Here is a 20681-nt window from a genome sequence, read left to right as displayed (position 1 = left end):
AAGTTGTCGGACCTCATCGTGAGCATCCGATGGAACCAATCTATGTCCCGCCATACGGTTTTCAAGACATACAAAATATCGATTTGAATGCCGTTTTTCGAATTTTATTCGCATCGCGGCAAGCTGGCATTTTGCATTGTCAAGCGTGCTATATTCGTTCGTTTGCACCCTCGTTCGTACCCGCGTTCGTACCCAGTTACTCGTCTCCCTCCTCGCTCATTCTCGACATGACCGCAATCCTTTCACGCTCCGCATCCGCCCTCGCACTCGCGCTGGCACTGGCCTTCCCTGCCGCCCACGCCGACGTTCCTGCCCCGGTCAATCCGACCTATCCCGGCACCATCGTGCTGAACGTCGACGCGACCAACCTATCGCAGCAGATCTTCCGCATGCGCATGTCGATTCCCGTGAAACCGGGCCCGCTGACGCTGCTGTATCCGCAGTGGCTGCCGGCCAACCACGGCCCCAACGGCCCGATCACCCAGCTGGCCGGCCTGAAGTTCACGGCCAACGGCAAGCCGGTGGAGTGGACCCGCGATCCGGTGCAGGTGTTCGCCTTCCATGTGACGGTGCCGGAAGGCGCGACCACGCTGGAAGCCGAGTACCAGTACCTGTCGCCGCTGGACGCGAGCCAGGGCCGCAACACCATGACCGACGACATCCTCGGCGTGCAATGGATCTCGACCACGCTGTACCCGGCCGGCTACGTGGCGCGCGGCGTGACCGTGCAGGCCAACCTGAAACTGCCGACCGGCTGGCAGTACGCCACCGCGCTGGAGACCGAGAACCGCCAGGGCGACGACATCCGCTTCAAGCCGAGCGACCTCGAAACGCTGGTCGATTCGCCGCTGTTCGCCGGCCGCTACTACAAGCAGTTCGACCTCGACCCGGGCGCCAAGGTGCCGGTGCGCCTGAACGTATTCGCGGATACGCCGGAGAGCCTGGAAGCGAAACCGGAGCAGATCGAACCGCACCGCAAGCTGGTGCAACAAGCGTATAAACTGTTTGGCTCGCACCACTACGACCACTACGATTTCCTGTTCGCGCTGTCCGACGAATTCGGGGGCATCGGCCGCGAACACCACCAGTCGAGCGAGAACGGCGTCAAGCCGGGCTACTTCACCGACTGGTCCAAGAGCGAAGCCGGACGCGACCTGCTGCCGCACGAATACACCCACTCGTGGGACGGCAAGTTCCGCCGCCCGGCCGGCCAGAACGTCCCCAACTTCAACGTGCCGCTGCAAAACGAGCTGTTGTACGTGTACGAAGGCCAGACCCAGTACTGGGGCAACGTGCTGGCCGCGCGCTCCGGCCTGGTCTCGATCGCCGGCGCCCGCGACGCTCTTGCCGCCACCGCGGCGCGCTACGACAGCGTCGCCGGCCGCAACTGGCGCGCGCTGCAGGACACGGTCAACGACCCGATCATGAACGCGCGCCGCCCGCTCGGCTGGGCCAACTGGCAGCGCAGCGAGGACTACTATTCGGAAGGCCAGCTGATCTGGCTCGACGTCGACACCCGCCTGCGCGAAATGTCGAACGACAAGCGCTCGCTGAACGACTTCGCGCGCGCCTTCTACAGCATGAACGACGGCAGCCACCTGCCCGCCTTCTACACCTTCGAGGACGTGGTCGCGACGCTGAACAAGATCCAGCCCTACGACTGGGCCAGCTTCCTGCGTTCCAAGCTCGACGGCCACGGCCCGGGCGCCCCGCTGGACGGCCTTGCGCGCGCCGGCTGGAAGCTGGTCTACACCGACACCCCGACCGACCTGATCAAGGGCGCGGATGACCGCAACAAGGTCACCGACCTGAGCTACTCGCTCGGCTTCACGGTCGCTGCCGACGGCGCGATCCGCGGCCTGATCTGGGACGGCGTGGCCTTCCGCGCCGGCCTGGCGGCGAATTCCTCGATCGTCGCGGTCAACAACCGCGTGTACAAGCCGGAACTGCTGAAGAAAGCGATCACCGAAGCCAAGGACGGCAAGCCGATCCAGCTGCTGGTCAAGAAGGGCAACGTGCTGCGCACGGTCTCGCTCGACTACCGCGGCGGCCTGCGCTATCCGCGCCTGGAGCGGATTCCGGGTACCAAGGATCGTCTGGAGGCGATCTTCTCGGCGCTGAAATAAACGCCGTGCGGGACATGGCATCCGGCAGGCGCCGGATGCCATCGAGCGGTCACACTAGCCGCCATACCAAGGCATCCCGACGGATGCCTTTTTTTCGTCCGCGCGGCCGAGGGCTTGATGCATTTCTTCGATGCCGTGACCTTCAGCGGCAAGGCCTGCACCCTGCCCCCGGCGGCGGTAAATTAGAGAACGATGGAATCGTTCACGCGCTTCTTTTAGGCCTGGTGCTTCTTGGCCATCTCGCGTTCGAGCTTGGCGTGGTTGGCCAGGTACTCTGCATGCTGGGCTTCAGACCGTGCAGGTCCCAGCTTCTCGAACAGCGCGCGCAGTTGATCGGCGGGCAAATCGGCGCCATAGGCGGGTGTGCCGGGCTGCTGCCGCCAGGACTCGTGCAGGCTGCCGTCGTCGACGGCGTCAAAGCCCAATTCCTCGACGAGTGCCATCACTTTTTGCTTGGCTTGCGCATCGTCGCTGGCGACCGGCAGTGCAATACGGCCAGCGGTGCCTTCCGGCAGCCCCTTGGTTCGGATATGGTCGGCGTAGATATTGTTGAACACCTTCACGACCTTACGGCCCAGGTGGCGCTGGACCCATTCGCTTTCCGTGAGATCGCCTGTTTCCAGCTCCGGAATATGGCCGTCGCGTAGCAGTGGATAATAGTTGCTCGTGTCAATGATGGGCACGTCGGCGGCGACATCCGCAAACAGGTTTTTCGGCAGGTCAGGAATATTCTTGAGTGGAATGGTAACCACGAGAATGTCTCCATGACGAGCAGCCTCCTCGGCGGTCACGGGCTGGGCGCCGGTTTTTTGCGCCACGTCCTTCAAGGTATCGGGCCCGCGCGAGTTGGCGATGTGCACCACATGTCCAAGGCCGGTGAGCCGTTCCGCAAGGGCGCTGCCAATATGGCCTGCGCCAATGATTCCAATATTCATATCGTCCTCTGATTAAAGTTGTACCAACGGAAAAGCGCCTCGACTAGCGGAGACGCGACGATGACGCATTATCTCGTTGATGATGTACAGCGGCGTGAGCCATGCAAGATAGGTGTCCTTCAAGTCAATTTGAAAGACTGCCTCGATGTTACACATCTAGACCATGATGTGTTGTACGACTGGCATTGCCACTAATGCATTGGACGATGGGGAACAGGCCCGCCCCTGGAAGAGGCGGACCGTCAGCCCACATTTGAAAGCAGGGAGAGTGGAGGATCAGTCGATCTCGCTCACGAACTGCCCCAGCGGGCGGCGCACTTTCGGCAGGTCGACCAGCCAGTCCTGCTCGGCCTTGCGGTAGCCCAGCGGCAGCATGACCGCGCTGCGCAGGCCGCGCTCGCCCAGGTTCAGGATGCGGTCGACGGCAGCCGGATCGAAGCCTTCCATCGGCGTGCAATCGACTTCCTCGAAGGCAGCCGCGATGACCGCCGCACCGAAGCCGATGTAGGCCTGGCGCGCAGCGTGCTGGAAGTTGACTTCCGCGTCGCGGCCCGGGTAGGTCGACAGCAGTTGCTGGCGGTAGGCTTCCCAGCCTTCGTTGCGGAAGCCGCGCACCTCGTTGGTGAGGTCGAACATGTGGTTGATGCGCTCGGGCGTGTAGTTGTCCCAGGCGGCGAACACCAGCAGGTGCGAAGCGTCGACCACCTGCGCCTGGTTCCAGGCGACCTCGCGGATCTGGGCGCGCAGCGCCGGATTGTTCACGATCAGGATTTCATAGGGCTGCAGGCCGGACGAGGTCGGCGCCAGGCGCGCGGCTTCGATGATGCGATCGAGCTTTTCCTGCGGCACCTTGCGCGCCGGGTCCATCGCCTTGGTGGCATAGCGCCAGTTCAGTTTGTCGAGCAATTCCATGTGAGGTCCTTTCGAATAAAAGATGCGTTATTGTATTTGTTCACGACAGATCGATAAACTATGCTTCTGGCAAATGATTTGTTCTTGAGGAAGCAAGATGGGGCGGAAGTTCGATCACCTGGCCGATGTCGAGGTGTTTCTCAATGTCGTCGAGCACGGTTCGTTCAGCGCGGCGGCGGTCGTGCTGTCGACCACGCCGTCGGTGCTGAGCCGGGCCGTGTCGCGGCTCGAGGCGCGGCTGGGCGCACAACTGTTGCGCCGGACCACCCGCAGCCTCAGCCTCACCGATGCCGGCCAGCGCTACGCCGACGAGGCCCGCGACGCCTTCGCCCTCCTCGGGCAGGCTGAGCAGGCAATGCGCAGCACGACGGCGCAACTGAGCGGCAAGGTGCGCATGAGCGTGTCCACCGGGTATGGCCTGCAGCGCCTGCCAGCGGTGCTGGCCGCCTACAAGCGCGCCTATCCGCTGGTCGAGCTGGACGTCGACATCACCAACCGCAACGTCGACCTGGTGGCCGAGGGCTTCGACTTGGCGATCCGCTCCGGCCCGCTGTCGAGCAGCACGATGGCGTCGCGCCACCTGGAAGCGTCGCCGCTGTGCCTGCTGGCTGCCCCTGCCTACCTGGAGACGGCCGGACCGCTGGCGACGCTGGACGACCTGGCGCGCCAGCATTGCATCGCCTTCGTCCGGCCCAATACCGGCCGGGTATTTCCCTGGCAGCTACGCGATGGCGAGCGCGACATCGATTGGATCCCGCCGGCGTCGGTGACGGTGTCGACCGATGCGATGGGCGTCATCTGGCTGGCCGAACAGGGCATGGGGATCGCGCTGTGTCCGCGCCTGTTTGCCGAAGCCAGCCTGGCGGCGGGACGGCTGGTGGAAGTGTTGCCGCAACTGCGCGGAAGGACGCGCGCGTTCTCGGTCGTGTATCCGGCCCACCGTGGCTTGTCGGCGGCGTCGCGCGCGCTGATCGACATGCTGGTGGCGACGCGGGACGGTTCCTGCCTGGCGTGACTGTTCGTGACTTTTTCGCTCAGGCAAGCTGCTATGCTGAGCGACACCGATCAGAGCTGGATCAGGCACGTCATTTTTCAGGGTGCATTTTGAAGAAACAACTTTTGTCAGCTGCCGTTATCGCTCTCGCGGCATGCGCTTCGGTCTCGGCTTCGCAGCAGCACATTTCCGATGCGGATCAAGCCGGTGTTCCAGCCACTGCCGCGCAATCGCCTGCTGCCGGCACCGACACCAAGCCGTTTGCCAGGGCGCTGGCGCACGCCATCTCGCTCATCGACGCAAAGCAGTTCGATGCGGCGCGCGAGGAACTCAATGCCTTGATGAAGACATATCCGGATGAGCCCAGCATCCTGTTTTTATTTGCCAATACCTCGATGCAACTGGGCCGCCGGGCCGAGGGTGAAGCGTATTTCGAGCGCTACCACGCCCTGGCGCTGCGCAGGAAAGAATACAAGCCCGGTGACATGCTGCTGGTGCTTGCCCGCCTGTGCCGGGAGCGGGACGACATCGCGGCATCGCGCAAATGGCTCGACCAAGTCGATCCGAACGAACAGAAGGCGTATTTCGCGGCGCAGATTCAACGCTCCATGCTGCTCGCCAAAGAAAAGAATGTGACAGGCGCGCTCGCGCTGGTCGATTCGCTGGAGCCGTGCACGCCCGATGACCTGCTTCAGGTGATTCTGTCAAAAGCAGATTACCTGCGCCACTTGGGACGGCTCGAAGAAGCTTACGAGGTGCTTGCTGCCGGTACGCCACGTGTAGCACCCGAAGCCGAGCTGCTCAATTTATATGCCTCGGTAGCCAACGAGACCGGACGATTCGATGTGGCGGAAAGCGCCGCACAACTGGCCATTGCAAGGGCGCCCGGCGAGTACACGTCCTATAACAACCTCGCTTCATGGTATGTCGAACGCAACGTGAAACCGGCGTATGCATTGCAGCTTGCGTCCAAGGCGCTGGAGATCAAACCCGACAGTCCCTATGCAATGGACACCGTGGGCTACGCGCAGTATCGGCTCGGCAATCTGGAGGCAGCAGAAACACAGTTGCGGCGCGCCTATTCGCAACTTCAGCATCCGGAGATTGCATTGCACCTGGTCGAGGTCTTGCTGCAAAAAGGGGAACGCGACGAAGCACGACAACTGATACGCGAAGCGAGCGCCAAACTGGACGGCCCGCCGAGCGAGCAGCTGCGCAAGAAAATCGAAGGTTTGCAGTTGCGCTTGTAGGCCGGTTTCTTTCGGGGCTCGATTGCGCTGCAACAGTCCACTTGGTCTACCAGCACACTCATGCCCACATTTCGACAGCCTGTCGCACAGCCGGGTCAGCCAAAAAGCATGAAGGTTATTGTTCAGTATCCAAACTGACAGCGGGATATGCCCATGCGCCTCCGTTCTTTTCTGATCGTCCTCGTTATCGCAGGCAGTGCCCAGGCAGCCGCTCCCATGGCCGGCTCACTCGAGATGATGCCTGCCCCCGGCCCGCATGCCGTCGGTTTCAAAGTCGTTCAGCAGTATGACTACAGCCGCGTGCTGGAAGCGCCGGTCGATGCGTTCGGGAAGACCGGCAATGCCGGACCCGGGCGCCCGATCCAGACCCTCGTCTGGTATCCGGCCAAGCGCACCGGTGCGGTGTCCATGCAGGTGGCCGACTATCACCAGACCAGTTTGAGCGATGTCGATTTCAGCGTGTCCGGCGCCGAGGTCGCGAAGCAGCGGGCGGGCTGGATGGCCAGTCCCAGGAAAGCCCAGTTTGGCGCCGGCACGCTCGCCGTGCGCGATGCCGCGCCTGTGGACGGCAAATATCCGGTGGTGATCTATGCGCCCAGCTTTGCCTCGTTTGCGCACGAAAACCTGGACCTGTGCGAATACCTGGCCAGCCATGGTTATGTGGTGATCGCCAGCCGCAGCCTGGGCGCGCGTTCGGCCATGATGACCGACGACATCGACGGTATCGAGGCGCAGGCCAGCGATATCGCCTTCCTCGCCAACTATGCGCAAACGCTGCCGCAGGCCGACGTCACGAAAATGGCCGCGGCAGGCTACAGCTGGGGTGGCATGGCGAATGTATTCGCGGCGGCACGCTCGAGCCGTTTCAAGGCGCTGGTGAGCCTCGACGGCTCGATCCGCTTTCATCCGAAGATCTGGGGTGCGGCCACCTACGTGCGGCCGGCGCGGACCGCCGTGCCGCTGCTGTTCCTGGGCGCCCGCACGCCGACGGCCGAAACGATGGAGCGGGACGACAAACTGGGCGCGAGCTACATCAACACCATGCGCTACTCGGACGTCTACGTCACGACGGCGCCGCCGATGCTGCACAGGGACTTCAGTGCGATGAACCTGCGTTTTGCCGCGGCCGGCGCGTTTGGCGACTACGGGCGGGCCGAGGTGCTGCAGGCTTACCGCAGCGTGGCGCTGTATGCACGCGAATTCCTGGATGCCTACCTGAAAAACGATGCCGCCGCCCTGGCCTTCCTGAAGCAGTCGCCGGCGCGGCACGGCATCGGCCCGCAAGTGATGTCGATGGAGTTTCACCCTGCCACTGCCACGCTCCTGGGCGAAGGCGACTTCCTGCGCGCTTTCTCGACAGCCGGCTACCAGGATGCGCAGACGATGTACAAGCGGATGTCCGCGCAGTCTCCCGACTTCAAGCTCAGTCCCTCGAGGCTGAATACCCTGGGCTATCAGCTGCTGCAGGCGAAGAATGCGCGGGGCGCGGTGGAACTGTTCAGGCTGGCGACGTATATCGAACCGAAATACGTCAATGCCTACGACAGCGAAGGCGAGGCGCATGAGGCACTCGGTGACACCGCAGCGGCGATCGCGGCCTACGAAAAGGCGGTTGCAATGGACAAGAACCAGGTCAACGCCATTGCGCGGCTCAAGCTCTTGCAGGCGGGCGGTCCGAAGTCATGATGGCAGCGCTGTCTTTTCCTGCTTGTTCTGCTTGTAGAAAAACATCGCCATCGCCGCGGAAGCAAGCAGCAACACCACGCCTGCCATGTCGACACCTACATTCACGCGCACATCCACTTTGACATCTTTCATGGTTTTTCCTCGATGCGTTTATCGTTGAGTGAGTGTACCCGCTCCGGGTGATCAGGAACGCACGCGCCGCACCGGCTCCCCGGCCGTGCGGCGCGTACCGGTCAAAGCTTGCCATCCCTCAGCAGCTCGCGCGTCCGTGTCAAGGTCGACAGCAAGGCGCTTTTATACCCCTTCTCGCTGTCCATCCACGCCTGCTCGGCTTGCTCCTCCGGTCCGCCCGGCTGCTTGCCGCGCAAGCCGGTATAGCAGTAGAAGCGCAGCTGCAGTGCTCCGTCCGCATCCTCGAACAGTTCGTTGACGATCACCCCTTCACGCGGCCCGGTCGCCTGGAAGAAGGACACCTTGGTCTCCGGCTCGAAGACGATGATCTCGCGCAGGTCCTGGCCGCCGATGGTGGCTTCGCGCACGATGTGGGTCGCGCTCTCTTGCACGACCTCGCAACGGGTGCACAGGCCAGGCGGCAGGAATGCGCGGGCGTCGCGGGCTTTGCGCACCAGGCCGGCCCAGGCCTGGGCGCGGGTCAGCGGGGTCGCGCCTTCCGGGTTGACCGGGACGATGGCAGTCGAATAGATCATGATGTCTCTCCTTGTCGATGAAGCTGGATTCAAAGCGAAGCGGCGATGCCGGCGGCGAACTCGCGATACGAACGCAGCGGCCGGCCCAGCATCGCGGTCAGGCGGGCGACGTCGCCGGCTTCGGGCACCATGCCGTCGGAAAGAAAACGCTCGCTCATCAGGCGCATGTCGTAGGCCATCCAGCCGGGCATGAAGTTGCGCAGGTTCTGCTCGAAAGCCGCGGTGTCGTCGCCGCCGTAGGCGACCGGGCGCTGCAACACGTCCGACCAGATCGCGGCCACGTCCGTGCCGGTCAGGGTGTCCGGGCCGACCAGGTTGATGCGTTCGAGCTGCAATGGCCGGGTGGCATTCTTGCGGTGGATCAGCTCGATGGCCGCGATCTCGCCGATGTCGCGCACGTCGACCATCGCCAGCCCCTTGGCGCCGATCGGCATCGGGTACACGCCGTAGCCGAGCACGACGTCCTTGACGGTCACGTCATTGCTGATGAAATAAGCCGGGCGCAGGATGGTGGCGCTGAAACCCATGCGCTCGATCATGCGTTCGACGCCGTACTTGCCGGCGAAGTGCGGCACGTTCACGTACAGGTCGCTGTGGATCACCGACAGGTAAACCAGGCGGTCGACGCCGGCTTCGCGGGCGGTGTTGAGGGCGATCAGCGCCTGGGTGAATTCGTCGGGCACCACGGCGTTCAGCAGGAACAGTGTCGAGACGCCCGAGAAGGCGCTGCGCAGCGAATCGACGTCGAGCAGGTCGCCCTTGACGACGTCGACACCGTTTGGAAAGTCGGCCTTGGCCGGATCGCGCACCAGGGCACGCACGCTGGCGCCGCGCTTGACGAGTTGTTCGACGACGTTGCGGCCGATGGTGCCGGTGGCACCGGTAACGAGGATGGTCATGATGTGCTCCGTTGGGTTATGTGGTTGACGACGAGTTCATGGTAGTCATCCCACAGCTGGACCGATAGACGGTATAGTTGGACATACTGTCTCGCTGATGGAACACATACGGAACATATGGATCTCCTCGCCCTCACCGACTTCAACCTGGTCGCCCGCCATGGCGGCTTCGGCAGTGCCGCGCGTGCCACTGGGCGGCCGAAAGCGACGCTGTCGCGCCGGGTGGCCGAACTGGAAGCCGATCTCGGCCTGCGCCTGCTCGAGCGCGGCGCGCGCACCCTGAAGCTGACCGAGGAAGGCCGCGCGCTGTACGAGCGCACCGCCGCCCTGCTCACCGAAGTCGACCAGACGGCGGCGGAGATCGCCTCGGGCGGCGCCCGGCCACGCGGCCGCCTGCGCATCAGCGCGCCGATGCTGTTCTCGCAGATCGCGATGGGAAAACTGGCGGCCGGCTTCGCGCTGGCCTATCCGGAAGTGCGGCTGGAAGTAACGACCGAGGACCGGGCGGTCGACATGGTCGAGGAAGGTATCGACCTGGTGATCCGGGTCAATCCGGATCCGGACGAGAGCCTGGTCGGGCGCATTTTCGTGCGCGACCGGCTGCTGGTGGTGGCCAGCCCGGGCCTGGCGCGGCCCGAGGACGGCACGCCGGTGCCGGCCGTCGTGCGCGGCGCCGCCGACCGCAGCGCCACCTGGGCCATGCGCACGCCGGCCGGCCCGTCCCGCATCGCGGTCGAGCCGGTGCTGGGCCTGTCGTCATTGGTGATGGTGCGCGATGCGGTGCGCGCCGGCGTCGGTGCCGGACGCCTGCCGGTCTCGCTGGTCAGCCACGACCTGGCGCACGGCCGGCTTGCGCAGTGGGGCGAGGTCGAGGGGCCGGAGATCGCGCTGTGGGCGCTGTACCCGTCACGGCGGCTGCTGAGTGCGCGCGTGTCGGCCTTCCTCGAATTTTTGAAGGCGGCCTTCCCGCTGGGGACGTCGGAAGAGCTGGCCGCCTACATCACATCATGATCGCGTCCAGCTCGCGCGCGACCTGCTGCGCGAACTGGTGGATGTGATAGCCGTCGACGAAGCCGTGGTGGGCCTGCACCGAGAACGGCAGCTGCAGGCCGTCCGGCCCGTCGCGGAACTTGCCCCAGGCCAGCGACGGGATGTCGGGCGTGGCCAGCGAGGCCATCGGATGCTGGATCGCCGTGAAATCCAGCCACGGCATGCAGGTGACGAACACCCGCTCCTTGGCCGCGCGTGGCGACAAGTCGCCGTATTGCATGTCCATGTCGAGCATGCCGGACGCTTCCTCGCGCGCCGCCTGGCCGCGGGCGACGAATTCGCGCACGTCGTCGGACCAGTCGAAGTAGGCCAGGTTCAGGTCGAAATGCTGGTTCACGACCGTGAAGGATGGGTGCAGGCGGTCGATCATGATCACCTCGCCGTCCAGCACGCGGTAGCGGAAATTCTCGACCTGCAGCACCGCGCGCAGCACGGCGCACAGCAGCACGTGGAAAGGCGCGAGGCCCTGCGCCTTGCACCAGGGCCGGAAGTCCGGCAGGTCCATGCGGAAGCACAGGTTGACCGCCGGGCTTTGCATGCGGTCGAAAAAGTCGAATCGGTCGCGCCGCCGTTCAAAATTCTGCATGAAACATGTCTCCTCATTATTAGCGAGATTGTCGCATAGCCAGGTTTCATGCGAGCATGTCTCATTATCTATCCAGCATGCATTCATGATCATTCGACCGACCTGCGAAGCCGATTGGGAAACCCTCAAATCCATCCGTCTGGCCGCCCTGCTCGACGCCCCGACCGCCTTCGGCGTAAGCCACCGGACGGCCGCCGCCTACACCGAGGCCGAATGGCGCGAACGTGCGGCAGTGGGCGGCACGGCATTCTGGCTGGCCTTCGATGACGGCGGCAAGCCGATCGGCATGATCGGGGGCGCCGTGGATGGCCAGGGCCATTACAACCTGATCGGCATGTGGGTCGTGCCGGAGCAGTGCGGCGCGGGCGCGGCACGGCAACTGGTCGATGCGGTCAAGGCGCATGCCCGCGAACGCGGCCACCACCGCATCGTGCTGGACGTGGCACCGGAGAATGCGCGCGCGGCGCGCTTCTACCTGAACCAGGGCTTCGTCTTCATCGACGAATGGGAGCCGCTGGCGAGCCACCCGGCCATCCGGGTGCAGAAAATGTCATGCTTTGTTTAGTAAGCAAAATGTAAATAACGTTTACATTGCGCGACACATTTGACCGCGCAGGTGTATATTCATAGCCGAGGAAACAACCACCGAATGGTAAGGACACGGCTCATGTTATGCTCCCAAGGCAACATTTTTGTCCTCGTTTCCTGATCCATGCTTCTTCGCTTCCGCTTCGACCGTATCGCCCTTGCCCCGTTGTTGGCCGCCACTGTGGCCGGGGTCATGCTCCTTCTTACCTTTGCAACGCTGCAACTCGTTGGGCACACGCTGACAAAGCAGGCCGAACAGGAGATCGGCGACAGTCTGGCCGAGCTTGCGTTCCAGACCACGGACAAGCTCGACCGCGGCGTGTACGAGCGCTACCGCGAAGTCAAACTGATGGCGGAGCGGCATGAGATCACCGATCCGGCCGTGCCCGCCGAGACCAAGCGCGCAGTGCTCGACAGCATGCAGGACACCCACCCCTACTATGCCTGGATCGGCCTGACCGATAACGCCGGCAAAGTCAAAGTCGCGACCAAGCACTTGCTGGAAGGGGCCGATGTCTCGCGCCGTCCCTGGTTCACTGCGGCCTACCAGGATAATTACCTGCATGACGTGCATGAAGCGGTCTTGCTCGCCAGGTATTTGCCGAACCCGCGCGGCGAGCCCAAGCGTTTCTTCGATATCGCCTTTCCCTACTATGGAAAAGACGGGACCATTGCCGGGGTACTGGGTACCCATCTGAGCTGGCAATGGGCCGCCGATGTGGAACGCTCGGTGCTGCGCCCGCTGGCCGAGCGCAAAGGCGTCGACACGCTCATCCTGAGCAAAGGCGGTGCCGTCCTGCTCGGGCCGAAGGAATATGCGGACAAGGTACTGCACCAGGACAGCCTGCAGCGCGCGCAGCGCGGGGGCAACGGTGCGCAGATCGAAACATGGCCCGACGGCAAGCGCTATTTGGTGGGATACAGCCGCAGCCTGGGTCATCGCTCGTATCCGGGACTCGGCTGGACGGTGCTGGTCCGGCAACCGCTCGACGAGGCTTACCAGCCGGTCGAGGCCTTGAAGGACAAGATCCTGTGGAGCGGCCTCGGCGGCGCAGCGCTGGTATCGCTGCTGGTCTGGGCGCTGGCAAGAGACATCACGCGGCCCCTGCGCACCATCACGCGCCATGCCGAGGAGCTCCAGGCCGGCAATGCGCACGCCATTCCCCCGATACGCAGCCGCCTTGCGGAAGTGCAGATCCTGCAGAGCGCACTCAACGCGCTGCTGGGCAAGGTACGGCTGAACGAACAGGGATTGCGCGAACTCAACGCCACGCTGGAGGCGCGCGTGCTGGAACGCACGATCGAGCTGCACCAGGCGGTCGAAGAAACCCGCAAGGGCGAGCAGCGGGTCAAGGCGATCATCGATACCGCGCTGGATGCCTTCGTCGGCGTCGATGCGCAGGGCAGGATCACCGACTGGAATCCGCGCGCCGAGGAAATCTTCGGCTGGACGCGGGAAGAGGCGCTCGGCCGGACCGTCACGGAAACCATCATTCCCCCACGGTTCCGCGAAGCCCATGACAATGGGATGCAGCGCTTTTCGGTTTCCGGCAGTTCCGATGTCGTCGGCAAGCGGCTTCAGTTGTTTGCCATGCGCCACGATGGCGACGAGTTTCCGGTGGAGATGACGATTGGCCTGATCAACGCCGGCGACACCCACTTTTTCGGCACCTTCATCCAGGATATCTCGGTCAGAAAGCGCATCAAGGACGAACTCGCGCGCGAACGTGAACTGCTCGACGCCGTCCTCGATTCGATCGATGTCGGCGTAGTGGTCTGCTCGCGCGAGGGCGCGATCAGCGTATTCAATCGGGCCGCGCGCGAGATCCACGGTCTTCCGCTGGCCCAGGTCCCGCAGGAACAATGGGCCAGCCACTATGACTTGTTCATGCCGGACGGCCGGACCCAGATGCGCGAAGAACAGATTCCCCTGTTGCGGGCAATGGAGGGCGAGCTGCTCGAAAACATCGAGCTGGTGGTCAAGCCGAAACAGGCGCCGGCGCGCTACCTGCTGGCCAGCGGACGCGCACTGCACGCCGGGGACGGCACGAATATCGGCGCCGTCATCGCACTCAAGGATGTCACGGCACTGAAGGAATCCGCACGCCGCCTGGAAGCGAGCGAACGGCGCTTGCGCACCATCACGGATAACCTGCCGGTCCTGATTGCCTATATCGATCGTGCCGAACGCTACCAGTTTGCAAACGGCACCTACAAAAAGTGGTATGGCATTGCGCCGGTAGACATGATCGGCAAGACCGTGAAGGATGTGTTCGGCGAAGAGATGTACCTGCGCGACCAGCCCTTCCTGCGCCAGAACCTCGGCGGACAGGCCATCCGTTTCGAAGCCGAAGTGGCGGGACCGGATGGCACCAAGACGGTCGAGGTCGTAGGCATTCCGGATATGCAGGATGGCGAGTGTGTCGGGACCTACGTGCTGAGTTCGGACATCTCGGAAGCGAAACAGCACCAGGACATGCTGAACCGGATGGCCCGGACCGATACCCTGACCGGCTTGCCGAACCGCCGCAGCTATGACGAACGGCTGGCGGAAGCGGTGCAGCGCGCCCAGCGGAGCGGCCACGCGCTCGCCCTGATGTTCCTCGACGTCGACCATTTCAAACAGGTCAACGATACCCTCGGGCATGCCGCGGGCGACGCCGTGCTGACCGAATTTGCACAGCGTGTGAAATCGTCGGTACGGATCACGGACACGGTCTGCCGCCTGGCCGGCGACGAGTTCACGGTCATTCTCGAGAGGCTGAAGACGGTCGAGGAAGCGTCACTGGTCGCGGCCAAGATCCTGAAAGCGTTCGAGCGTCCCTTCGTGCTCGAGGGCGGCGAGCGCAGGGTATCGACCAGCATCGGCGTCGCCTATGCCGCCGACTGGCCGATCGACATCCCGGCACTGAGCAACGAAGCGGACCAGGCGCTCTATAGGGCAAAGCGCCAGGGCCGCGGCCGGTTTGCGGTCAAGGACATGCGCGCTTAACTTATATAGCGCGCGCTCCAGGCCGCAATCAGCCCGGCCACGTAGGCCGCATCTTCCCTGCCCGTGAGCAGGTGATCCATCCCGTCCAGCGATACATAGCTCTTCGGATGCCGGGCCAGCTCGAAGATGCGGCTGGCGTTCGACTTGTCGACGGTGTCGTCCTGCGGCGCGTGCATCACCAGCAGTGCGCGGTCCAGGTTGGCGATCCGGTCGTGCAGCCCGTGCCCGATAGCGTCGTCGACGAAGTGCTGGCGGATGTTGAAATTGCGGCCGGCCAGGCGCACGCGCGCTTCGCCCAGCTTGGCAATGGTGTCGAGGTGCTCGGCAAACAGTTTATTCACCACGTACTGCGGATCGCTCGGCGAGGCGATCGTCACCACCGCCTTCGATTCCGGAATCCGGTGGCTTGCGGCCAGCACCGCGGTGCCGCCCATGCTGTGGCCGACCAGCAGCGCCGGCGCCTTGAAGCGCTCGCGCAGGAAGTCGGCGGCGGCCACCAGGTCGTCCACGTTGGACGAGAAATTGGTGTCGGCGAAATCGCCGGCGCTGTTGCCGAGGCCGGCGAAATCGAAGCGCAGCATGGCCACGCCGAGTTCGGCCAGGCCCTGCGAAACGCGGGTTGCGGCCAGCACGTCCTTGCTGCAGGTGAAGCAGTGGGCGAACACGCCATAGGCGCGAGGCGTGCCGTCGGGGGCGTCGAGCTTGGCCGACAGCTTGCCGTGCGGGCCCTGGAAGTCAATACGTTCGGTGAGCATCTTGGATTGCCATGGTGAAGATGGCGCTACTCTGCACCGTGGCGGCGATCCGTGCAAGCGCCGGGCCGGTAGAATAGGACGCCTGTGACCAGAACATGGAGACCCGATGAACAAATTGTTTGGCGCCGCTGCCCTGCTGCTCGGCATCGTCATGGCCGACGCCGCGGCGCAAGGCGCGCGCTACGTGTCGATGGGCAGTTCGTATGCGGCGGGACCGGGCGTCGGCACGCGCGATGCGGCCAGCCGCGGCTGCGATCGTTCGCTGTCCAACTACGCCAGGACGGTCGCCGCCCGCCACCACCTGGACCTGGTGGACGTCGCCTGCTCGGGCGCGACGACCGACAATATCCTGGCGCACGGACAGCATGGCTTTGCGCCCCAGGTCGAGGCGGTGACGCCGGACACGCGCCTGGTCTCGATCCTCATCGGCGGCAACGACATCGCCTATGTCGGCAACCTGTTCGGCCTGTCCTGCCGCGCCGCGGGCGGCAGCACCTGCCAGGTGGTCGACGACGCCGGCGTGGATCGCCGCCTGGCCGACCTGCCGGCGGCGCTGGACCGGGTCGTGGACGCGGTCCGCCGGCGCGCGCCCAAGGCACGCATCGTGCTGGTCGGCTACCTGCCCGCGGTGGCGGCGGCCGATCCCGGCACCTGCGCGGCCCTGCCGCTGGCGCCGGCCGACGCGCGGCGCATGCGCGACACCACCGCCCGCCTCACCGACGCTTTCGAGCAGGCCGCGGCCCGCCACCGCATCGACGTGATCCATGCGGCCGCGATCGGCGCGCAGCATGCCATCTGTGCGGCCGAGCCTTACGTCACCGGCTATCGCCCGGCGCGCGAGCCAGGCTGGCCGGCGCCGGTGGCCTACCACCCGAACCAGGCGGGCATGGATGGTATCGCGGCGGCCTTCGATGCCATCCTGGGGCAACAGGCGCAGTGAATATAAGTAACTGCGATACGTCCTGCGCAGCGGGCCTTCAGCCGAACAAGCCGTGCAGGAACCAGCGCGGTTCGGCATCGTCGGCCCCGATGCGCTCGCGGTACACCCAGTACAAAGTGTGGTCCTGCCCTTCCGCGATGAAGTAATCGCGCGTCTGCGGCCCGTTCCACCAGCCGGCCTCGATGCGCTCCGGATTCGACGTCATGCGCAAGGGCGAACCGTAGAACGGCCGGTGGTTGCGCATCAGCAGTGCGATCGGCTTGGCCAGCAGCCAGGTCGGACGCGGCAGCGCCATCACGTCGGGCGGCATGCGCGCTTCGCGTGCCTTGTCGGCCACCTTGTGCTGCACCGGCACCCAGGCATTGGCCTGTTCGGGACGGTAATCGGCTTTCAGCAAAGGCTGCAGCACGTTGTCGGCGCCCAGGCGCGCGGCCACCAGTTCCAGCATGCGCATGCGGTCGTCCTCGGTGCCGCCCGGCTCGGGGAACAGCGACTCGCTGGGCGGCGCCATCGGCTGCACCTGCACCGCTTCCAGTCCCAGGCCGATCACCGGCGCGTCCAGCACCGTCTTGGCCAGGCGCTCCTTGAGCAGGCGCACCAGGTGCTCGTCGCGCCAGGCCGGTTCGGCCAGCGCCACATCGATACAGGTCGGCGGGCGCGCCACCCTGCCCCGCTCGTGTTCTAGCTTGAGCGTGATGCGTTCCACCGCCAGCTGGCGTCCACACAGCCAGCCGACCAGCTGCAGCAGCAGGCGCCGCGCGCCGGCCAGCAGCAGTTCGGCATCGTCGATGCGGTCGAACAGTTCGAGGCGCGCATGAAAGGTCTCCGGCGGCGCGATCCATTCGTAGAGTTCGGGCGCCAGGCCGTAGGCGGCGTCGAGCAGGTCGAGCAGCGCGCCGCCGCAGCGCCGCTGCAGGCCGGGCCGCGGCAGCCGGCGCAGCTCGCCCAGCGTGGTGCAGCCGATGCCGTCGAACCAGGCCGCATAGGCGCGTGCCGGCGGCGCCAGCAGCACGGCCAGGCGGTCCAGGCGCCGCACCAGCGATTCCATCCGCACCGCGCGCCCGGCATTGGCGCGCGCCAGCAGCCAGGCGCCGCGCGCGGTCGGCGACGCCGCCAGCGACACGGTAAAACCGAGCGCGCGCACGTTCTCGCGCACGCGCGCGCACAGCGCGTGGATGCCGCCGAACAGGGTCAGGCTGGCGCCGACATCCATGATCAGGGTCGATTCCTCGTCCTCGGCCACCTGCGGCGTGTACTGCAGCAGCGTCAATGCCACCGCCTGGCGCGCACCGTCTTCCAGCGCCAGCTCGCGCTCGTGGATCTGGGCGTCGGGCAGCAGCATCAGCACGCCGCCGCGGCGCATCCCGATTTGCACGCCGGCGTCGCGCGCGCAGGTGGATGCGACCAGCACGCGCTCCTGATCGAGCACGACGCTGCCGCTGTCAGTGCACCAGCTCGGAGCGAAGACCTCGAGCGGCAACCGGGGCAGGTGCAGTGCGATCCACAGGCGCATGGCGTTGTACCAGGTGAGAAGTGAGTGGCAGAAACAGCGACGCATCGCGCGTCGGTCCCCGGCGTTTGACGAAATCGATCTCGACCCCGCCGGCCTGCGGCCGCAGCGCCAGGCGCAGCGGCGCCGGCGAGGCATCCTGGCCCGCCGCCAGCGGCCGCATCAGGAAGAACAGGGTCTCGCCGGCCTGGGCGGCGAGATGCAGACGGCGCAGGCTGTCGGCGCGCGCATGGTTCTGCCAGAACAGCAGCGCACCGCAGCTACCGCTGCGCAGCACCTGCTCGGCGGCCCACAGCGCATCCGCGGTCTGGCCGGCGCGCAGCCAGAGCAATTGCGAGGGTGGCACGCCGAGCGCGGCCAGCGCCAGCGCCTGTGGCGGATGCGGCGGCTGCAGCAGCACGATGCGGCGCCTGGCGACCTCGGCCAGCGCCGGGCGCAGCAGGCGCATCTCGCCAATGCCGGGCTGCTGGATCAGCAGGTCGACCAGCGAACCGGTCGGCCAGCCGCCGCCGGGCAACTGGGCCGACAGTGCGGGATGGCCGGTATCGATGCAGCGCGTGCTGGAGCGCGCCAGTTGCGAGGCGCGCCAGAGCGACGGGTGCAAGGATTCCGGCGCAACAGACGTGGAATCTGAGCAAATCATATGTGACGCAAGGAAATACTGTATGTTTATACAGTATACGTCTCATCTGATTTTGGCAAGATTTATCTTTTGGAATCGTGCGCGGTGTCCAGAGGCAGCGCCTGCGCAATCGCCAGGCCGGCCAGCCGCGCAGTGGCCAGCAGGCGCTCCAGGCTTTGGCCATGGCGCGCGCTGGCCGACAGCCCGGCTATGGTGGTGGAGACGAAATCCGCCAGGCGATCCGCCTCCTGCGGGTAGCGCGCAGCGATGTGTTCCCGAATCAGATCTTGCGCAGCCACATGGTAGCCGCAGGCGGCTTCACGGGCTTCCGGATCGTTGCTGCGCGTTCCCTCCAGCACCATGCAGCCGGTGGCGCCGGGATCGGCGGCGTAGTGGCGTGCCGCCTCCACCAGCACCTCTGCAAGCGATTCGGCCAGCGGCCGCCCGGCGCTGAAAATCCGCGTCAAGGGAATGGCACCGGTTTCCGCATAACGATCGAGGATCCGCGCATACAGCCCGGCCTTGCTGCCGAAGGCCGCGTAGAAGCTGGGCGGGTTGATGCCCAGCGCCTTGGTCAGGTCGGCAACGCTCACCGCGTCGTAACCCCTCTCGTGGAACAGGCGCTGCGCGGTGACGACCGCTTCTTCGGGGTTGAATCGGCGCGGACGGCCGCGTGCGGAAGATATATTTGTAGTCATGGTTACAAAAATGCTTGACAGGAGGTCTAGTGCTTATTGTAGCATGCACTACATTAACCGAAAGGGAGGGATCATGACGGATTTTGCTGACAAGAAGGTGCTGGTGCTCGGCGGTAGCCGGGGGATCGGCGCGGCGATCGTGCGTCGCTTTGCCGCAGACGGCGCCAAGGTGGCGTTCACTTATTCGGGCTCGCCGGAAGCGGCCCAGCGCATTGCCGCGGAAGCCGGGAGCACGGCATTCGTGACCGACAGCGCGGACCGGGATGCGGTCATCGCCCGCGTCCGTGACAGCGGCCCACTGGACGTCCTGGTCGTCAACTCGGGCATTGCCATTTTCGGCGATGCGCTGGAGCAGGACCCGGACGCGGTCGACCGGCTGTTCCTTATCAATGTCCATGCGCCGTACCACGCTTCGGTCGAAGCGGCGCGGCAGATGCCCGCCGGTGGCCGCATCATCGTGATCGGATCGGTCAACGGTGACCGCATGCCCCTGCCCGGCATGGCGTCCTATGCCTTGAGCAAATCGGCGCTCCAGGGACTGGCGCGCGGGCTGGCACGCGATTTCGGACCGCGCGGCATCACGATCAACATCGTCCAGCCGGGACCGATCGACACCGACGCCAATCCGGAAGACGGCCCCATGAAGGACCTGATGCACAGCTTCATGGCGATCAAGCGCCACGGCCGTCCTGAAGAGGTCGCGGCCATGGTGGCCTGGCTGGCCGGACCGGAAGCGGGCTTCGTGACCGGGGCGATGCACACGATCGACGGCGCATTCGGCGCCTGACAGAAAAGCCCGCATCGCGCGGGCTTTTTTGTCATTGAAACGGCAGTCTTACTGGGATACCGGCGCGGCGGGTACCGGGGTGGCGGCAGCGTCCGGTACCGGCGTCATGGTCGCAGCCGGTGCCAGGGTGTCGGCCGGCATCGGCGTGGCAGCCGGCGCTGCAGCCGGTGCCGCAGCAGCATCCGGTGCCGGCGTCGCGGCTGGAGCGTCCTGATTATCCTTGTCCGAGTCCTTCATCGTGTCGGTCTTCGCGGCATGCTTGGCCTTGCTCTTCTCATGCTTGGTGCTCGTCTTCACATGCTTGGCCTGCGCTTTTGCCGGCTTCGCCTCGTCGCTCGTCTTTTTCTCGTCCGCTTGCGCTGCCGGTGCGGCAACAGGTGCCGCCTTGGTATCAGCTTTCGTTGCCTTCAGGTCGTTATTGTTGACCAGCACAGCCTGCTTGGTGGCCGGCTTCGAGGTCTTGGCGTCGGCCGGGGCAGAAGTCTGCGCAAAGGCAGCGGTGGCGAGCAGGCTGGCGATGACGACGGCGATGGTTTTTTTCATGATCAAGGGTCCTCTGCTGTTTATCGGTATATGTGAACGTTGTTGCGTATCACTTGCTCATGAAACGCGCCCACCGCAGCGCCTGTTGACCGAATTTACAA

General features: G+C 64.8%; 20 protein-coding genes. 9 read left to right on the top strand and 11 right to left on the bottom strand.

Going from position 1 to position 20681, the window contains the following annotated elements; translation table 11 throughout:
* Positions 1-227: 227 nt before the first annotated feature.
* The gene (locus U1H99_RS04955; protein ID WP_323140629.1) at positions 228-2126 is read left to right on the top strand and encodes a M61 family metallopeptidase; all 1899 of its coding nucleotides are present in this window, start codon (positions 228-230) and stop codon (positions 2124-2126) included.
* A gap of 215 nt (positions 2127-2341) precedes the next feature.
* Here U1H99_RS04955 and U1H99_RS04950 read toward each other — a convergent pair whose 3' ends face one another.
* The gene (locus U1H99_RS04950; RefSeq protein WP_323140628.1) at positions 2342-3061 is read right to left on the bottom strand and encodes an NADPH-dependent F420 reductase; all 720 of its coding nucleotides are present in this window, start codon (positions 3059-3061) and stop codon (positions 2342-2344) included.
* Positions 3062-3337: 276 nt separating this feature from the next.
* Positions 3338-3973: an NAD(P)H-dependent oxidoreductase gene (locus tag U1H99_RS04945; protein ID WP_323140627.1), complete on the bottom strand. Its 636-nt coding sequence runs from the start codon at positions 3971-3973 to the stop codon at positions 3338-3340.
* 97 nt (positions 3974-4070) lie between these two features.
* Here U1H99_RS04945 and U1H99_RS04940 point away from each other — a divergent pair, with 97 nt between their 5' ends.
* The 3 genes from U1H99_RS04940 (at position 4071) to U1H99_RS04930 (ending at position 7903) form a co-directional block, all read left to right on the top strand.
* Entirely contained in the window at positions 4071-4988 is a 918-nt protein-coding gene (locus U1H99_RS04940) for a LysR family transcriptional regulator (protein ID WP_323140626.1), read from the top strand.
* An 89-nt stretch (positions 4989-5077) separates the two neighbouring features.
* Complete coding sequence (locus U1H99_RS04935) at positions 5078-6217, top strand: tetratricopeptide repeat protein (RefSeq protein WP_323140625.1); 1140 nt, start codon at positions 5078-5080, stop codon at positions 6215-6217.
* Between the two features lie 216 nt (positions 6218-6433).
* Entirely contained in the window at positions 6434-7903 is a 1470-nt protein-coding gene (locus U1H99_RS04930; RefSeq protein WP_323140624.1) for a dienelactone hydrolase family protein, read from the top strand.
* On the opposite strand, the gene U1H99_RS04925 is transcribed toward U1H99_RS04930, so the two are convergent.
* The 3 genes from U1H99_RS04925 to U1H99_RS04915 all read right to left on the bottom strand — a co-directional run bounded on the left by U1H99_RS04925 (position 7898) and on the right by U1H99_RS04915 (position 9509).
* Positions 7898-8035: a hypothetical protein gene (locus tag U1H99_RS04925; RefSeq protein ID WP_323140623.1), complete on the bottom strand. Its 138-nt coding sequence runs from the start codon at positions 8033-8035 to the stop codon at positions 7898-7900. The genes U1H99_RS04930 and U1H99_RS04925 overlap by 6 nt on opposite strands.
* Before the next feature lie 101 nt (positions 8036-8136).
* The gene (locus U1H99_RS04920; RefSeq protein ID WP_323140622.1) at positions 8137-8610 is read right to left on the bottom strand and encodes an AtaL-like protein; all 474 of its coding nucleotides are present in this window, start codon (positions 8608-8610) and stop codon (positions 8137-8139) included.
* 29 nt (positions 8611-8639) lie between these two features.
* Positions 8640-9509: an SDR family oxidoreductase gene (locus U1H99_RS04915; protein WP_323140621.1), complete on the bottom strand. Its 870-nt coding sequence runs from the start codon at positions 9507-9509 to the stop codon at positions 8640-8642.
* Between the two features lie 117 nt (positions 9510-9626).
* Here U1H99_RS04915 and U1H99_RS04910 point away from each other — a divergent pair, with 117 nt between their 5' ends.
* Positions 9627-10520: a LysR family transcriptional regulator gene (locus U1H99_RS04910; RefSeq protein ID WP_323140620.1), complete on the top strand. Its 894-nt coding sequence runs from the start codon at positions 9627-9629 to the stop codon at positions 10518-10520.
* Here U1H99_RS04910 and U1H99_RS04905 read toward each other — a convergent pair.
* Positions 10510-11145, bottom strand: coding sequence for a CatA-like O-acetyltransferase (locus tag U1H99_RS04905; protein WP_323140619.1), 636 nt, complete (start codon positions 11143-11145; stop codon positions 10510-10512). The two genes, U1H99_RS04910 and U1H99_RS04905, sit on opposite strands and share 11 nt — an antisense overlap.
* Positions 11146-11230: 85 nt before the next feature.
* On the opposite strand from U1H99_RS04905, the gene U1H99_RS04900 reads away from it, so the two are divergent.
* Together U1H99_RS04900 and U1H99_RS04895 are read left to right on the top strand one after the other, a co-directional pair.
* Positions 11231-11710 (top strand): GNAT family N-acetyltransferase, encoded by a 480-nt coding sequence (locus U1H99_RS04900; protein ID WP_323140618.1) that lies wholly within the window; start codon positions 11231-11233, stop codon positions 11708-11710.
* Between the two features lie 216 nt (positions 11711-11926).
* Positions 11927-14725, top strand: coding sequence for a diguanylate cyclase domain-containing protein (locus tag U1H99_RS04895; protein WP_323140617.1), 2799 nt, complete (start codon positions 11927-11929; stop codon positions 14723-14725).
* Here U1H99_RS04895 and U1H99_RS04890 read toward each other — a convergent pair.
* Positions 14722-15480 carry an alpha/beta hydrolase family protein gene (locus tag U1H99_RS04890; RefSeq protein ID WP_323140616.1) on the bottom strand — a complete coding sequence of 253 codons (759 nt, stop codon included), beginning with the start codon at positions 15478-15480 and terminating at the stop codon, positions 14722-14724. The genes U1H99_RS04895 and U1H99_RS04890 overlap by 4 nt on opposite strands.
* A gap of 106 nt (positions 15481-15586) precedes the next feature.
* Here U1H99_RS04890 and U1H99_RS04885 point away from each other — a divergent pair, with 106 nt between their 5' ends.
* Positions 15587-16420, top strand: coding sequence for an SGNH/GDSL hydrolase family protein (locus U1H99_RS04885; RefSeq protein WP_323140615.1), 834 nt, complete (start codon positions 15587-15589; stop codon positions 16418-16420).
* 37 nt (positions 16421-16457) lie between these two features.
* Here U1H99_RS04885 and U1H99_RS04880 read toward each other — a convergent pair whose 3' ends face one another.
* The 3 genes from U1H99_RS04880 to U1H99_RS04870 form a co-directional block, all read right to left on the bottom strand.
* Complete coding sequence (locus U1H99_RS04880) at positions 16458-17933, bottom strand: Y-family DNA polymerase (protein WP_323140614.1); 1476 nt, start codon at positions 17931-17933, stop codon at positions 16458-16460.
* Entirely contained in the window at positions 17863-18573 is a 711-nt protein-coding gene (gene imuA / locus U1H99_RS04875) for a translesion DNA synthesis-associated protein ImuA (protein ID WP_323140613.1), read from the bottom strand. Before imuA ends, U1H99_RS04880 begins: the two co-directional genes overlap by 71 nt.
* Before the next feature lie 62 nt (positions 18574-18635).
* The gene (locus tag U1H99_RS04870) at positions 18636-19250 is read right to left on the bottom strand and encodes a TetR/AcrR family transcriptional regulator (protein ID WP_323140612.1); all 615 of its coding nucleotides are present in this window, start codon (positions 19248-19250) and stop codon (positions 18636-18638) included.
* Between the two features lie 73 nt (positions 19251-19323).
* Here U1H99_RS04870 and bdcA point away from each other — a divergent pair, with 73 nt between their 5' ends.
* Positions 19324-20037, top strand: a complete 714-nt coding sequence (gene bdcA / locus U1H99_RS04865; protein WP_323140611.1) for an SDR family oxidoreductase — start codon at positions 19324-19326, stop codon at positions 20035-20037.
* Between the two features lie 48 nt (positions 20038-20085).
* Here the strand turns inward: bdcA and U1H99_RS04860 are convergent, their stop codons facing one another.
* Positions 20086-20580, bottom strand: coding sequence for a hypothetical protein (locus U1H99_RS04860; protein ID WP_323140610.1), 495 nt, complete (start codon positions 20578-20580; stop codon positions 20086-20088).
* Positions 20581-20681 lie beyond the last annotated feature (101 nt).

The organism is Massilia phyllosphaerae (assembly GCF_034659755.1).
Taxonomy (GTDB): Bacteria; Pseudomonadota; Gammaproteobacteria; order Burkholderiales; family Burkholderiaceae_D; genus Telluria; species Telluria phyllosphaerae.
Note: the sequence above shows the minus strand (reverse complement) of the source record. Positions and strands in the feature narration are given on the sequence as shown.